At 45.4% G+C, this 16,021-nt stretch carries 13 protein-coding genes; all 13 read left to right on the top strand.

Translation table 11 applies throughout. The annotated features are described in order from the left end of the window. Nucleotides 1–900 carry a glycosyltransferase family A protein gene (locus tag GRX76_RS16985; protein ID WP_160154387.1) on the top strand — a complete coding sequence of 300 codons (900 nt, stop codon included), beginning with the start codon at nt 1–3 and terminating at the stop codon, nt 898–900. Beyond that, nucleotides 897–2,186 (top strand): O-antigen ligase, encoded by a 1,290-nt coding sequence (locus GRX76_RS16980; protein WP_160154386.1) that lies wholly within the window; start codon nt 897–899, stop codon nt 2,184–2,186. Before GRX76_RS16985 ends, GRX76_RS16980 begins: the two co-directional genes overlap by 4 nt. Then, entirely contained in the window at nt 2,152–2,901 is a 750-nt protein-coding gene (locus GRX76_RS16975; protein ID WP_160154385.1) for a WecB/TagA/CpsF family glycosyltransferase, read from the top strand. The genes GRX76_RS16980 and GRX76_RS16975 overlap by 35 nt, the downstream gene beginning before the upstream one ends. A 541-nt stretch (nt 2,902–3,442) precedes the next feature. Further along, the gene (locus GRX76_RS16970) at nt 3,443–4,966 is read left to right on the top strand and encodes an MBL fold metallo-hydrolase RNA specificity domain-containing protein (protein ID WP_160154384.1); all 1,524 of its coding nucleotides are present in this window, start codon (nt 3,443–3,445) and stop codon (nt 4,964–4,966) included. A gap of 71 nt (nt 4,967–5,037) precedes the next feature. Continuing rightward, nucleotides 5,038–6,402, top strand: coding sequence for a UDP-glucose/GDP-mannose dehydrogenase family protein (locus GRX76_RS16965; RefSeq protein ID WP_160154383.1), 1,365 nt, complete (start codon nt 5,038–5,040; stop codon nt 6,400–6,402). Nucleotides 6,403–6,414: 12 nt separating this feature from the next. Continuing rightward, a complete protein-coding gene (locus GRX76_RS16960) occupies nt 6,415–7,518 on the top strand; it encodes an acyltransferase (protein WP_160154382.1) in 1,104 nt (367 codons plus the stop codon). Then, nucleotides 7,515–8,633 (top strand): glycosyltransferase family 4 protein, encoded by a 1,119-nt coding sequence (locus tag GRX76_RS16955; RefSeq protein WP_160154381.1) that lies wholly within the window; start codon nt 7,515–7,517, stop codon nt 8,631–8,633. Before GRX76_RS16960 ends, GRX76_RS16955 begins: the two co-directional genes overlap by 4 nt. Nucleotides 8,634–9,101: 468 nt before the next feature. Next, complete coding sequence (locus GRX76_RS16950; protein ID WP_160154380.1) at nt 9,102–9,785, top strand: O-antigen ligase; 684 nt, start codon at nt 9,102–9,104, stop codon at nt 9,783–9,785. Next, entirely contained in the window at nt 9,782–10,753 is a 972-nt protein-coding gene (locus tag GRX76_RS16945) for a sulfotransferase (RefSeq protein WP_160154379.1), read from the top strand. The genes GRX76_RS16950 and GRX76_RS16945 overlap by 4 nt, the downstream gene beginning before the upstream one ends. Nucleotides 10,754–10,770: 17 nt before the next feature. Continuing rightward, nucleotides 10,771–11,946 (top strand): glycosyltransferase family 2 protein, encoded by a 1,176-nt coding sequence (locus GRX76_RS16940; RefSeq protein ID WP_160154378.1) that lies wholly within the window; start codon nt 10,771–10,773, stop codon nt 11,944–11,946. A 171-nt stretch (nt 11,947–12,117) separates the two neighbouring features. After that, nucleotides 12,118–13,131: an NAD(P)-dependent oxidoreductase gene (locus GRX76_RS16935; RefSeq protein ID WP_160154377.1), complete on the top strand. Its 1,014-nt coding sequence runs from the start codon at nt 12,118–12,120 to the stop codon at nt 13,129–13,131. Between the two features lie 36 nt (nt 13,132–13,167). Beyond that, on the top strand, nt 13,168–14,616 hold the full coding sequence (locus GRX76_RS16930; RefSeq protein WP_201276853.1) for a mannose-1-phosphate guanylyltransferase/mannose-6-phosphate isomerase: 1,449 nt from the start codon (nt 13,168–13,170) through the stop codon (nt 14,614–14,616). 64 nt (nt 14,617–14,680) lie between these two features. After that, nucleotides 14,681–16,000 carry a flippase gene (locus tag GRX76_RS16925; protein ID WP_160154376.1) on the top strand — a complete coding sequence of 440 codons (1,320 nt, stop codon included), beginning with the start codon at nt 14,681–14,683 and terminating at the stop codon, nt 15,998–16,000. The last annotated feature ends 21 nt before the right edge of the window (nt 16,001–16,021 follow it).

Genomic DNA, 16,021 nt, shown 5'->3' with positions numbered 1-16,021 from the left:
GTGTCGTCGCCATACTTCAGTATCGTCATTCCTTGCTACAACCGCACCACTGAATTAGAGCGCGCGCTAGAATCCTGTATTTCCCAAAGCTTTCACGATTTTGAACTGATCGTGATCGATGACGGTTCGGATGCGGATGTTGCGGGAGTACTCCAGCGATTTGACGATGGGCGGATCCACTATCACCGTAAAACGAATGGCGGTGCAAACTCTGCCCGCAACTTGGGTAGTCGGCTAGCCCGCGGCAAATACATCGCGTATTTGGACTCGGACGACTGCTTTTATCCCGACAAGCTACGGACGGTTCATGCGGCAATTGCCGCAGGTGGAGCCGATATTGTCTTTTCCCGGATTCAGGTTTGCGGAAATGGCATTACCTATGAACGCCCAATTCGCGAGTATTCACCGAATACCTCCCTCACCGAATACCTGGTTTGTAACGCGGAAAGCGTTCGGACTTCATCTATCGTCGTGTGCAGCGAGCTCGCACGAAGTACCGGCTGGAATGAAAGTGTCTGCTACGGTGATGACACCGATTTTTTGATTCGGGCATCGCAGGGAAAGGCACAAACCCTGATGTTACCCGAGGTGCTGGCGTGCTATGTCGATACAGATGCCGAGAACAGGCTTTCCGTGAATGTCAGCCGCAACGAGTTGGTACGCCTTGAGCAGAGCTTGGCCCCCTATTTGGATGACGACCTTTTGGCCGCACTCCGGGTATACCACTACGCCATGCTCGGCCTTACTCAGGCACCACTGGCAACCTTTGGTGATATTGGCCGAGTTGCCCTTCAGGGAAAAATGCCAGCGCAGAAACTCGCGTACTACACCTTGAGGATGCTGTTACCGCAAAGTTGGTTTCTCGCGATCAAGTCCAGTGTGTTGAGGCGCACGGCATGATTCGTCGGGATAACATACTGCCGTTATTCCTTCTGTTATTCCCATTGATCTGGGGCATGGGTGTCAGTTTCGTTGCTGTGCAGGTACTGGCCGCCCTGATACTACTTGCCGGCAGGGTCAAAGTGCACCTGGCGCCTCCGATGTTGGTGCCGATTTATTTTGGTATTTTCCTGTATACCGGATCACTAGTTGTTAACTTTCCATTGGTTCCCGTGGAGAGGATCGTAGCCTCGGCGTATAACCTTTCTTTCTGGATTTGCGGGCTACTGATCGCGCTGCAGGCCTGTCGTTCAACGTCGAATTTGGCTGTTAACCGCTTATCTTATATTAGCCGCCGCTATCTTTTGGTACTCGTTTTACTGACGGTATTTCTGTACTTCTCAGGTATCGGATTGCTATCCATAAAAACGCCGGCAGCGTATATCTTTGGCGGGGCCGGTGTTCCAGAACTAATCTCCGATTCGATTGTGCTCAACATAATTTCGCAGGATTGGTTTTTCGGTGGAGCCAAGCCCAGGTACGCATTTCTCTCTCCCTATGCCAATGCCTACGGTGCCTGCGTGTTCCTGCTTTTTGCCTTGGCCACCTATCGAGTCAACGTCTTTAGCCGGGCCTACTTCTTCACATCGTTAATGGCGATAGCCCTGGTTCTCTCCTCAAACTCACGGCTACTGCTTGTAATGTTCATTCTCCTTGTATTTGGCTCTGTGTATTTAGTATTGGATCGCCGTGGCAGGATTCTGCTGCTTCTGGTTGCACTAGCCAGCTGCCCTATATTTTTGCTGCTGTGGTTTGATGGGGTACTACTGGAATACTGGCTTGGCTTCGTGAATTCAAGAGAGGGATCAAATTCACTGCGGTTTGAATCTTATGCGAGGGCCATAGCGCAAACCTGGGAGCTTAACCCTTTGTTGGGGATCGGCGTGAAGCCGCGAGACGAATTGGGTATCCCCTTGGGCTCTCATTCAACCCTGCTCGGAACCTTCGTCAAATCGGGCGTTCTCGGCCTGATCGTTTTTGGTGTATTCGTGGCGAAGTTGCAAGCGCGTGCAATGCGCCGGATGTGGCGAGTTGAGCGTGATACCAGTGGTGCGCGACTACAACTGGCTCTGGCCATTTTCTGCCTGTTTTTCCTGTTTGAAGATATCGACGCTCCTCAGCTTGCCTGCTTTCTGTTCTTTTGCTTGCTGGGTCTTTCGATTCGCCAAAGCCTGCTCTGCGAAAACGGAGATAACAATAAAAGTGAAAGCAATGAGTCAAATACGCGATTCGCGGTATCGCCATAGTTCAGAGGCGGCCATTCGCCCTGAATTCAAGATACTTGGAAAAGGTGTTTCTCGCTATTTTCGAGAGGGCATTAACTTCTCTTTCTTGAATTTTGCGTCCATTGGTATTGTTGCGAAGATTCCGCAAGTAGACAGGGATCAGTTCTACTTCGGTTGTGACGGGGGGCTACTGCGTCAGTTCTGCAGTATCCGGAATATCCAGGTACAGAGGGCAAGCTTCGACTTTACGTCGCTCGCCCATGAAGTGTTCAGTTACTGCGAAAACAACCACAAGACGATTTACCTCGTTGGTGCCCAGCCAGAAGAAATGACCTCCTTCACTAACAAACTGAAAAAGCGATATCGCGATTTGCAAATCTGTGGTTTCCACCACGGTTATTTCCCCACGAAGCAAAAAGGATCGCTACTGGCTGATATCGTTAATGCCAGGGCCGATATACTTGTAGTTGGTCTGGGTGCTGGTAGGCAAGAGCAATTCCTGCTGGACGCCAGATCTGCGGGGTTTAAGGGCTTTGGTATCACCTGCGGTGCTTTTATTACCCAGACCGCCAACGCCAGAGGTACCCACTACTATCCCCAGCTCATTAATGCACTAAAACTGCGCTGGCTCTACCGGATGGTAAGGGAGCCTCACACCATCCGCCGCTACCTTGTGAACTATCCGGTCAATATTTGTCGCTTCTTGCTGGGGAAATACCGGTTCACTAGCGACTAAGTCCACTGCCTCCCACCCTTTGTCCTGGCATGCAAATTGCTCAAAGACTTTCGGTGGATGCGGGCCTCACCTTTAAATACATGTCCTGACTACGAGCAGGTGGAGCCCTGTGGATAAGTGCGAAAAGAGGGGGCGTAGAGGTACGGGCACATCTCCTCCTTGAATTGTCCTCGATAGCTGATAAAGTGTGACGCCTATCACATCCATTGCGTGTTTCGATTCTTATCTACTGGGGTGAGAGTCGAAAATGTGATCAAAATGTGATCAAAGTGATTGCGTACTGTACTGAAACCGCCGCAATCCTATAAGAAAGTGGGGATTGACTTGGGGGGAGTCGTGGCAGCTGCCAGGCCGCTACGCTCGCGGGGGCGAGTTCTCTACACCTTCCACACCAAATATTCCGTAAGCGGGCAGAGCTGATCTGATCCCCGCGGGGTTTTTGTTTCCGGTCATCCAGCGAAAGACGCACAAAAAACACGCTTGAACAACAACAGGCGCGGCAGGGATTTGCCGCGAAAAAGGCACAGGGATATTCGAGACCATGGCAGAAACCACAGTCATCAGTAGCAGTGAAGACACCGCACAGGCGGTGGGCTCGGCTGCGAGTGCAAAAAGTGCGGTTCCCGCCGGGTTTGGCCGTATCGTCCATCATGGTGCGGTCGATGGTGTTACCGGCTCCTGCCACCAGCTGTATCTGGATGCGCAAAGCTCCATCCTGATCGATTGCGGACTTTTCCAGGGAGCCGAAACCTCGCCCGGTGGCAGCAAGCACGACCACCTGGAAATTGAATTCCCCATCGACAGTGTAAAAGCCCTGGTCGTCACCCACGTACATATAGACCACTGTGGCCGTATACCTTACCTGATCGCTGCCGGCTTCCGCGGTCCCATCTACTGCAGCGAACCCAGTGCCGAACTCCTTCCCCTGGTACTTGAAGATGCTTTAAAAGTCGGCGTTACCCGCGATAAAGCCCTGATCGAACAATTCCTCGGCTACATCAAGGCGCAGCTGCGTCCACTGGCCTACAACCAGTGGCAGCCAGTGGTCGAAGGAGAGTCCGGCGGGCTGAATATTCGCCTGCAAAGGGCCGGTCACATACTGGGTTCCGCCTATGTGGAATGCGACCTCGTATCCAGCGCACAAGGCAATGAACAGACCCGCCGGATCATCTTCTCTGGCGACCTGGGAGCCCCCAATACCCCATTGCTCTATGGCCCAACCCCAAGTGAGGGCTGTGACGAGCTGGTAATAGAAAGCACCTACGGCGATCGCCTCCACGAAAACCGCGAACAGCGGGCAGAAACCCTGCGCAAAACGGTTGAGCGTGCACTGGAAGACGGCGGTAGCGTCCTCATCCCCGCCTTCAGCATCGGTCGCACCCAGGAACTGCTGTACGAGCTGGAGCAGATTATCCATGAGCAGGCGAAAAAGGACGGAGAGGGCAATAAAAAGAACCCCTGGATCGACCTCCCGGTGATCATCGACTCGCCGCTGGCCAGTCGCTTCACCGAAGCCTACCGCCGCCTGGAAAAATACTGGGACCAGGAGGCGAGGGACGTAATCCATCAAGGCCGCCACCCCCTGAGCTTTGAGCAACTGCTCACTGTAGACGACCACGCGACCCATCAGAAAATGGTCAACCGCCTGGCGCAGACCAAGCAGCCGGCCATCGTGATTGCGGCCAGCGGCATGTGTGCCGGAGGCCGTATCGTCAATTATCTGAAGGCGATGCTTGAGGAAAAGCGCCACAACATCGTCTTTGTGGGTTATCAGGCGAAAGGTACACCGGGGCGGGATATCCAGAAGTACGGTAAGCAGCACGGATATGTAGAGTTGGATGGCGAGCGAGTGACGATCAATGCAGGGATCGAAACGATAGGCGGTTACTCAGCCCATGCGGATCAAAGTGACCTGCTGGAGTTCATTCGGCTAATGCAGCGCAAGCCGCAAACAGTCCGCATCGTTCACGGGGATGATAAGGCCAAACAAGCCCTACAGGACAAGATCATTCGGGAAGGCTTGGCAGAAAAAGCGAAGGTTCCACGGGCTACTGACAAACTGTAAAACTTGCTGAGGCAAGAAAGAATACTGATTGGCGAGAAAAATAAATCTCGTAAAAAGGAATAAGTAAGTAAATGAAAGTAACCATCTTTGGTACAGGCTACGTTGGTCTCGTTACTGGTGCCTGCCTTGCAGAAGTGGGGCATCAAGTCATGTGCATGGACGTGGATGTCAACAAAATCGATCGTCTCAAAGATGGCATCATCCCGATTTACGAGCCCGGCTTGGAGCCTATCGTCAAAGCCAACATCGCCTCCGGAAACCTGCAATTCACCACCAGCGCCGAGGAAGCAACCAATCACGGCCTGGTTCAATTCATTGCTGTGGGCACCCCACCCGATGAAGATGGCTCGGCCGACCTGCAATATGTACTGGCGGTAGCCGACTCCGTTGCGTCGTATATGAATGATGAAAAGATCATCATCAACAAATCCACGGTCCCCGTTGGCACCGCAGATAAAGTCAAAGCAAAAGTAGGCGCAAAGTTACGTGAGCGTGAGTGTGAGTTGGCGTTCACAGTTATCTCTAACCCTGAGTTCCTGAAAGAGGGCGCCGCAGTAGCCGACTGTATGCGCCCCGACAGAATCGTGATCGGAGTGGATAGCGACGGTGAGTCACGCAGTGGGATTGAACGAACCATGCGAGAGCTGTATTCGCCGTTTAACCGCAACCACGACAAAATCATCTTTATGGATGTGCGCAGCGCGGAACTCACCAAGTACGCAGCGAATTGCATGCTGGCCACCAAAATCAGCTTTATGAACGAGATGGCGAATATTGCTGAGCATGTGGGTGCGGATATCGAGCAAGTGCGACAGGGTATCGGCTCAGACCCACGCATTGGCTACCACTTCATCTATCCGGGCTGTGGCTACGGCGGTTCTTGTTTCCCGAAAGATGTAAAAGCGCTGATTAGCACTTCAAACCAGCTGGGCTTCAAGGCAGAAATCCTGGAATCCGTTGAAAACGTCAATAACCGGCAGAAGCACAAGCTGTTTGAAATGATTTGCCAGCACTATGGCTGCGATCCGAAAGCTCCGGGCGATACGCTGAAGGGGAAAACTTTCGCGGTTTGGGGGTTGGCATTCAAGCCGAAAACCGACGATATGCGAGAAGCACCTAGCCGTGTGCTGATGGAACAACTTTGGGAGGCTGGTGCAAAAGTGCAGGCATATGATCCTGAAGCGATGGATGAGTGCCAGCGTATTTACGGTAATCGGGATGATCTGTGGCTGATGGGAACACTGGGCTCCGCTCTGAGTAACGCTGACGCGCTGGTTGTAGTAACTGAATGGCAAGGGTTTCGTAGCTTGAATGTGGAGCAGATAAAGTCAAGTCTGAATGACCGTGTCGTATTTGATGGAAGGCTGATATATAGCTGTTCGGTTTTCTCAGGTACAGGTGTTATTTACCGATCAATTGGCAGACAGCATCAATAAAGAATATTAGAAATGACGACAATGAGAAAAATACCAAGATTGCATTATCTGGACTCGATGCGAGGGATTGCTGCTTTACTTGTAGTTTTGATGCATGGTTTAAGAATTTTTGTGGAAGAGAAATTTACCACAAGCAGTATGGATTATATATTTACCAACATATTTACTGAATTTTTGGATGTTGGAAAGGTTGGCGTCGTAATATTCTTTTTTATATCTGGGTTTGTCGTTCCTTATAGTTTAATTGGAAAAGATGGCCGGGAAGGGATAGTTCAATTCTCTAAAAGCAGATTTTTTCGCCTATTTCCTGTGTATTGGTTAAGTATTTTGGTCGGTGGACTAGTGGTTTGGCCGTATGTACATGGAACTGAACCTGATGTCCTTACCTATATAGTTAACCTTACGATGAATCAGGCTGTATTTGGTGTAGATCACATTGTTGGAGTGTACTGGACACTTCAAATTGAAATAATTTTCTATGTATTAGTCGCTGCGCTATTTTATTTCGGGGTTCTTTTTTCATTTAAACACATATTTTTTATGTCAATGGGATTCTTATTTGTTTCGCTAGTGTTTTCATTGATTAGATGTGTTCTAGAAAAAAAGATTCCGGTGGCTGTTCCATTATCTCTCTCAATAATGTTTTTTGGAATGATTTATAGGGGATCAGTAGTTGAACACGATTTGAGCGCAAAAAAATATACGAAGCTTTACTTGGCTGCTTTCGTGCTATTTCTTCCGCCCATTACTGTTCTAGCGTATAGCTTTGACTCTGGACATTCAGAAACATGGTATCGATACTTTGTATCATATTTCGTAGGTATAATTGGTGCAGTTGTCTTATCGTCAAAAATCAGGATTGCGAATCATGTAAGTAGATTTTTAGGAAAGATTAGCTACTCGCTGTACCTTTTTCATATGCCTGTATTCATACTTTCTATTGGTCTCTTTCCCTTTTTTAAAAGTCTAGAGTTTTCACCTGCCGCCATTTTTGTTTTCACTGTCTTGGTGGCTATTGCTGTCTCTTCGATGTCTGAAAAGTTTGTTGAAAGACCATTTTATAAATTTGGGAAGTCTGTATTTAAAAAGCGGGTCGTTGGAGCGGTATATAAATGAAAGTTATAGTTTTAGCAAAATCCATTCCGCCTAGATCCGGAGGTATAGAAAGATATAGTTACGAGCTCGCGAAATCCTATAAAGCGGAAGGTTGTCAGGTAACGCTTATTACTAGTGGGATAAAAAGAAGTGTCAGTGAAGATCCTAACGTGGGAACGGTTGTTAGTGTTGGCTACGGCAACCAGGTATATATATTCCTGAAACTTATTCTGGTGTGTTTGAAAAATAGACTGCATATTAGTCGCGCTGACATTATACATGCGACTAGTTGGAGACTTATGCTGCCGACGTTTTTCTTGAAAAGACATAAAGAAAAAAGAATTGTCACCATTCATGGCAATGAAATTCTAAAGAAAAATAGGCTAATTCGTATCCTGATGACTCGCTCAATGTCAATGTCAGATGTAGTAGTGGCTGTTAGCCAGTACACGGCTAGCGCATTCGAAAATTTGAGTTTAAGTTGTCAGCCCTATCCCAATGTAATAGTTAGTTATAACGGCGTTTCTTTGTCTGCCGAAAGTTCTTTAGCTAAAAGGCTAAGTGAAAAATCTACTGTAAAATTCTTTACGGTCTGTAGATTGGAAAAAAGAAAAAATCTTGAAATGGCCATTCAGGCATTGGCTGATTTAAAGGCTTCCGGTGTTCTTACGACTTCAGGTTTTTTATATAAAATTGCAGGTTCAGGTCCTGAACTTGATTCTCTAAAGGCTTATGTGAAGAAAGTAGGTCTTGATCGTGAAGTTGAGATTCTGGGGCGTGTCTCTGATGAGGATTTACATAGATTATACGCTACTTCGGATATATTTTTACATCCTCAGTTGGAGTCTACGAAAGATGGCGATGTCGAGGGGTTTGGGCTGGTTGTGGCTGACGCTATGGCGATGGGGCTAGTGACATTTGCTGGAGGAAATGGCGGAACCAAGGAATTGATAATTCATGGAGAAACAGGATTTTTAGTTGATCCTGATAATGTATCAAGTTTGGCTGGTTGTATAGAGAGCCTTTTGGCTAAAAAATACAGCTACGAAAAAATTTCCAAAGCTGCTATTGAATATGCGAAAAGCAATTTCAAGTGGAAAAGACACGTAAGTAAAATAATTGAGGCTATTCACTAAATGGTAAATTTTAGTTGGGTAGCTTTTGGTGTGATAGTTTCCATTTTGTTCGCTGGCTTCATTGATCTATCACTTGGTGCTCAATATTACTCTCAAATCTTAATAATAAAGGCAGTAATTTATAGTGCCCCGGTATTAATTTGCTTTCGTTTTTACTATTTCCATCGTGAGAGTGTAAAACTGCTAACGCCTGTAATTCTTCTATTTATTTTGTATACGGTATCGGCAATATGGGGTAGTTCAGGGTTTGCGCATGCATATCAAATTCTAATTGTATGTTCAATTCTGTACTTGGTGAAAATAGTAAATTTCACAAAAAGTCAAATTGTATACCTGTCCACAATTGCATTTTCACTGGGCATTCTTCTGCTGGTAATTGATTTTCTAGGGATTTCTGAGAGAAGTAAGAATGCTATATCATCATACTTTTTTTATTCAGCATTTTTCTACTTATTGTCACGGAGCATCTTGTCTAAGGTAAGCTCAATAAAAATTATTTTTTTCCTTGCTGGTTTAACTATTCAGTCTTTCCTGTGGGATGTGCGAGCTCAACTTTTGCAAATAGTTATATTTGGAGTGACATACTTTACCGCGGTACTTTGGTTGGAGTGTAAGAATAAAGTCTATAACCTCATATTCATTATCATCTTATTTGGCATTCCATGTGTTGTATGGATGTACTCGAATATAGATCTAGTTATTAGTGAATCCCAGTTATTGGGTGGATTGGATGAGTCCGGTCGCACTTTAAAGTCCGGGCGACAAATAATTTGGCCGATTTTGACTGACCTCATTTCACAAAAACCTCTTTTAGGTTGGGGCGGAGGGGCACTTCTTCGAGAATTCTATTCAGATGAAAGTTGGTCAGCTCATAATTTATATCTACAGATTATGCTTCAAACGGGCATTCTTGGAGTGGCGCTTCTTCTCTGGCTTTTTTGGAAGATCTGGCAACGCTTAATTGGTATTGAAGATGATTCAATACGTGCCGTTGGTTGTGCATTTTTTTTAATGATTATGTTCCACAACGCTTTCGAGGTAATTCTCCTCCAAAATTTATTCTCAATAGGCATCCTCTTCTGGATATTCATAGGGATAGTGTTGAAATTTAATTCGCAACTTGAACGTTACAATTTTGGTGTGGTGAAATGAATCCGGTTTTTATTGTAGGGGTTCCAAGAAGTGGGACCACCCTTCTTCGTGAACTGTTATCGCAAAATCAAGAAATATCTATGCCTAGAGATGAGTTTCAACTTATCCCAAAATTTTGCCATAAGTACCCGGCAGATAGGCCATTGAATATAAAAGAAGTTTCTGAAATTGTAAAAACGGTAAACAAGTCAGCCTTTTATTATCACTTTGCAGGGAGGGTGGAGCCATTACGAGAAAGTGTTGTTTACAGAGAATTGGCTGAAGATCCCACATTATACAATGTCATTAAGTACATTCTGCTGTATTTTTCTGAAAATAAGAGTGGTAAGTATTTTGGAGATAAGACCCCTTTCAACCTATTTCACTTGGATGATTTATCTCAAGTTTTTCCGTCTGCAAAAATAATTTGTGTTTCGCGAGACCCAAGGGACGTTTGCCTATCTATGCGGAAGGCCTGGGGAAAGTCGTACTTAACTGCCGCCGAAAAATGGCGTGATGGAATTGAAGCGTTTTTTAAGTTCGAAAATCAGCACCCAAGTGACAGCTTGCATATATTTTACGAGGAATTGTTGAGTGATACGGATCTCGTAATGCGGCGTATCTGTGATTTTCTCGATATAGAGTATTCTTCGGAGATGCTCACCCTGAAAGAGAATCGAGAAAAAATGGGGGCTGCGAAAGGTGCGCATGGTGTTGTGAGAGATAATCATTCAAAATTTTTAGGGAAGATTTCTGCAAAAAATCTGAGTTTGATTGAATCGATTTGCATTGACGAAATGAAAATATGCGGATATGTGCCCGTTCAACCTACAGCTAATGTTAAGTATGGAACATTATATAGGTTTGGATGCAAATTTAACGATTTCATGTCTGGATTTAGGCGGCATATAAAAGAAAAAGGCATTGTGTTAGGTGTGGGCTATAGGCTTAAACAAGTAATTGACTCAGTGTTATTTAAAGTTTTTTGATTCCCTCTAGGATGTTTATGGATACCTTCGCTCTTATCGTCTTTTTTGGCTCTATATTTTTGCTGTTCTACGTGTTTATTGGCTTCCCTTTGCTGATTTCAATCTTGTCTCGTTTTTTCGGCCGAAGGTTAGCTTATGATGTTTCTTCGGATTTTCAGAGAGTTGCGATTTTAATTCCGGCGCATAATGAGCAGGAAGTTATAGAGAAAAAAATCAATAATCATCTAAATTTGAAATATCCAGAAGAAAGATTTTCAATTTGGGTGATCTCTGATAGTTCTACCGATAGAACTTCAGAAATAGCCAGTGAGTACGCTAAGAGGTACCCCGGAAAAGTTAATTTGATTGAGATCAATGACTTTTTGGGGAAAACAAATGCAATCAATAAATCTGTTTCTAAGATAGATGCCGATATCCTAGTGTTTTCTGATGCAAATGTTTACCTAGAGGAGAATGCACTTAAACACATTAATGGAACGTTTTTCGACCAGAAAGTAGGTTGTGTCGCCGGGCAATTAACATATATTAACCAAGATGAGGAGGGCGCAGCGGAATCCAATGGTCTTTACTGGCGCTATGAAGAAGCGATTAAGAAAGCTGAGTCGTTGACCGGATCCATGATGGGCGCAGATGGTTCCATCTTCGCAATCAGAAAAAAATTATTCAGAATACTTCCTAACTATGTGCTCGATGACTTTTGTACGTCTATGGGCGTCATCGCGCAAGGTTACTCTCTTAAATTTAATGAAAATGTTAAGGCCTTTGAAAAGGGCGCGGAGAGAAAGTCTGAAGAATTTTCGAGAAAAGTAAGAATTAGCAATAGGTCTTATAACAGTTATCGATATATGCGTGCTGAAATGTATAGTCAGTTTTCTTTTGTCGACCTTTGGAAATTGTTTTCTCACAAAGTTCTAAGGTGGTATTCCATATTTTTTATGATTACTGCTTTTGTGAGTAATATATATTTGGTGTTTTCATTTTCGAGTTTAATCTTTGATATTCTACTTTGGGGGCAAGTGGCATTCTATTGTTTTTCAGTTGCTTCTTCTTTTCTTGAGATTCCAGTTTTAGGTCGCGTTTTCAATATTTTTCAATATTTCCTGATGGCCAATTTGGCTTCGGGGATAGGTATAGCGCAGTCTTTGTTTGGAAAGAAAACAGTTCTCTGGAAAAAGGCGGTGTCTGCGAGATGAAATATTTCGCTCTATTATTACAAGTTTTGGTAAAAATTTTAAATCAGGCTTTGAAATTTTGTGTGTTAGCAATTCTCATTAAACGCCCGATTAAAATTTCCCTAATGCATCTATAGTTGTATTGCGTATATCTATTTTTTAGTTTGTCGTTTATTTATGTGGGTAAGTTTGATGGGAAAGGTTGCTGTAATTTTTGGTGGCAGTGGATTTATTGGGAGTCACTTTTCGGCATATTTACTTAAAAATAATTTGGTTGATAGTGTTGTTATTGCCGATTTGGTTGAGCCAAGATTTGATAAATTTGGCAATGTTGCTTCACAAGTATTGACTAAATCTAATGTCCATTATCAGTTTTGTGATGTGCGGGAGAAAATTACCATTTCAACTGGCAGCGTCGTCTTGGTTGCTAACTTTGCTGCTATTCATAGGGAGCCAGGGCATCAGTCCATCGAATATTTTGAAACTAATATTAAGGGCGCTGAAAATGTATGTGAGTGGGTATCTTCTGTTCGTTGTGAAAAATTAATTTTCACGAGTAGTATTGCTCCCTATGGCCCTACAGAAGAAGAGAAGTTCGAGAACTCGGTACCAGTACCTATCTCCGCTTATGGCGCGTCGAAACTTGTTGCTGAAAAGATTCACTTGGCTTGGCAAGCGGAAGATAAAAGTGCAAGGAAACTTGTAATTGTTCGGCCTGGCGTTGTTTATGGCCCCGGTGAAGGCGGAAATGTGACACGTTTAGTTCGAGCAGTGTTAAAGGGCTATTTTTTCTACATGGGTAACCGAAATACGCGGAAGGCTGGAACTTACGTTAAAGAACTTTGTAATGCCATGTGGTGGGTTCTGGAAAATAGAACGGACGAGGGTGTTGCACTATTCAATATGTCAATGAATCCTGGCCCTACTATCGAACAGTATGTGAATGTTGTTTGTGATACCGCAAAAGTTACTAAGTTCACGCCGAGCCTACCGTATTGGTTTCTGTACCCTTGCTCCGTATGCCTGGATATTCTTTCAAAACCATTTGGAATTCAGAACTCTATTAGTCCGGTTAGACTTAGGAAGCTGGTTAAATCTAATAATATAATTCCTAAATTTTTGGATAATAAGAACTACTCGTACATGTATAGCTTTCAAGAGTCGATGGCGGATTGGAAGTATGATTGTGAATCGGATTGGCAGTGAATCGCGTAGTGTTTTGTTCTCAAGTAGAGGTCAAGTATGAGTGAAGTTTCGCACCAGAGCCCGGCTTCGGTAATAATGCCAGTGATTTTGTCAGGTGGGTCTGGTACACGCTTATGGCCGCTTTCTCGGAAGCTATTTCCGAAGCAGTTTTTGGCTTTGGTTGGCGAGTGCAGCATGTTGCAGGATACATGCAAACGGCTAATTGGAATTGAATCTCTCGCGCCTTTGTTGATCTGCGGTGACGACCACCGTTTTACGGTGGCGGAGCAGCTGCGGGAAGCGAAGGTTTCTCATACTGGTATTGTGCTTGAACCTGCAGGTCGAAATACCGCTCCTGCAGTGGCGCTTGCAGCATTGCAATCTATGCAACAGCGAACGGAAGATCCTTTGCTACTGGTGTTAGCTGCCGATCATGTGATTAAAGATGTGGCTGCATTTCAGTCTTCGGTGAGCCGGGCAATTCCCCTGGCTCAGGCTGGGAAATTGGTTACTTTTGGGATTGTGCCGACCGCTCCGGAAACCGGATATGGCTATATTAGGAAAGCAGCAGCGTTAGATGACTCGGAGAGCGCTTTTACTGTCGAAGAGTTTGTAGAGAAACCGGACTTGGAAACGGCGCAGGAATATCTTCGTACCGGTGACTTTTACTGGAATAGTGGCATGTTTATGTTTCGTGCCAGTCGGTTTTTAGACGAGCTGCGCCAATTCCGTCCGGACATCCTATCTGCGTGTGAGCAAGCCATGCGGAACGCATCTTTCGATGTGGATTTTGTACGCCCAGAGAAGTCCGCTTTCTTGGCGTGCGCCGATGAATCTATTGACTACGCGGTAATGGAGCACACCCGGGATGCGGTAGTGGTTCCCATGAGCTGTGGCTGGAGCGATGTGGGTTCCTGGTCTGCCCTATGGGAAATCTCTGAGAAGGATGAAGCCGGTAACACTTCCCGCGGTGATGTGATTCTGCAGGATTCTCAGAACTGCTTTGTGCAGAGTGATCGTAAATTGATTGCCACCATTGGGTTGGATAGCGTGGTGGTTGTTGAAAGCGATGATGCCATTCTTGTGGCCGCCAAGGACCGGGTGCAGGACATCAAGAAAATTGTGGAGCGCCTGAAATCGGATCAGCGTTCTGAGGCGCAGGTGCACCGCAAGGTTTACCGCCCTTGGGGTTATTACGATTCCATCGACAGTGGTGCTCGTTTTCAGGTTAAGCGCATCGTAGTAAACCCGGGGGCGCAGCTGAGCTTGCAAATGCACCACCACCGTGCTGAGCATTGGATTGTGGTTTCGGGGACAGCAATGGTTATCTGTGGGGAAAAGGAATTCATGGTGACGGAGAACCAGAGTACATATATTCCACTGGGCGAAGTACACCGACTGGAGAACCCCGGTAGTATTCCGCTAGAGTTGATAGAAGTTCAGTCGGGCTCTTACCTTGGTGAAGATGATATCGTTCGATTGAAAGATCGCTACGCGCGAGTTTAACAGAAGTATTATTTTTATAGTTAGCACGAGTTACACGGTTACTCATTGATTTCTAGGGGGAAATTTGGATTCTTTGATCGAGCGTCTTTCGCGTAATCATGAATTGCTCTTTAGTACCGGACTTAGTTTTTTTGTACGTGTGATCGCTGCTCTGGCATTGTTTTTCGCAAGTATGATGCTCGGCCGCCAACTCGGCGCAACTGAATCTGGCTATTATTTTCTTGCTTTTAGTGTCGTTACCTTTGCGGCCGGGGTTTGCCGTTTGGGATTAGATAGCACTTTATTACGCTTTGTGGGTTCGGCTTACGCTGAAGGTGATTCTGCGCGAGTACATTCTGCGCTAGCTAAAGCGTTGGTCCTAACTGGCTTGGTTTCCGGGTCGGTTGGTGTGCTGTTTTATTTTGGAAGTGATTTACTGGCTGTAAAGGTATTCAGTAAACCCGATCTCGCCCCTGTTCTCGCAGCAATGGCGCCAGGGATAATAGGACTTGCAGTGTTTACATTGTTATCAATGGCGCTTCAGGGGCTACGTAAAATTGTAGCTTCAGTGCTCACTCTGAACATACTGAGTAATATATTCTTGGTGGCTCTGCTACTAGCTTTAGGCTTGTCCAGTGCTGAGTATGCGGCTTGGGGGTATAGTTTTGCATCGTTACTTACGATTGGATGTGGTAGCGTTTTTATAGTATCAAATTTGAGTCAATTAAAGAAAAATTTCCCTAACAATGATGAATCACAAGAAGTTACTTGGGCAGAGCTTTTTCAAAGTTGTATTCCTCTTTGGATAGTTTTGATAATGACGCAATTGGTACAGTGGTCAGGGCAGTTTATTGCGGGTGCTTATGTGGAGCCTGCCGGGGTGGCTCAGCTTGCTGTTGCGATGCGGACTGCATCGCTTACTAGTTTTATCCTGACAGCGGTCAATTTGGTCGTGGCCCCCCGCTTTGCTGCCATGTATAAACAGGGACGATTGGATGAGTTGGAAAAGTTGGCACTTACTTCTGTGAAGTTGATGGTTCTGTTTGCGCTTCCGATTGTATTCGTGATGTTGGCATTCCCTGAATTTTTCATGAGATTGTTCGGCGAGGGCTTTAGTGACGGTGCGTGTCTATTGCAAATACTAGTGGCAGGGCAATTTGTGAATGTTGTAACTGGATCAGTAGGGTATCTTCTAACTATGTCGGGGCATGAAAAAGATTTCCGTAACGCTGTACTCATTTCAGGTCCGATTGCTGTGCTGCTGGCTATCGTCCTCATACCTATTTGGGGAACAGTCGGTGGAGCGATAGCTACAGCTATTGCTTTGGCTTCTCAAAATCTGATTGCAGTTTGGCACGTTAAGCGGCGCTTAGGCTTTAATACACTTTCTGTTTGGCGGTTTTGATTCTATCTGTGTTGATCTTAA

Origin of the sequence: Microbulbifer sp. ALW1, from assembly GCF_009903625.1 — a bacterium.
In the GTDB taxonomy this organism is placed as follows: Bacteria; Pseudomonadota; Gammaproteobacteria; order Pseudomonadales; family Cellvibrionaceae; genus Microbulbifer.
Note: the sequence above shows the minus strand (reverse complement) of the source record. Positions and strands in the feature narration are given on the sequence as shown.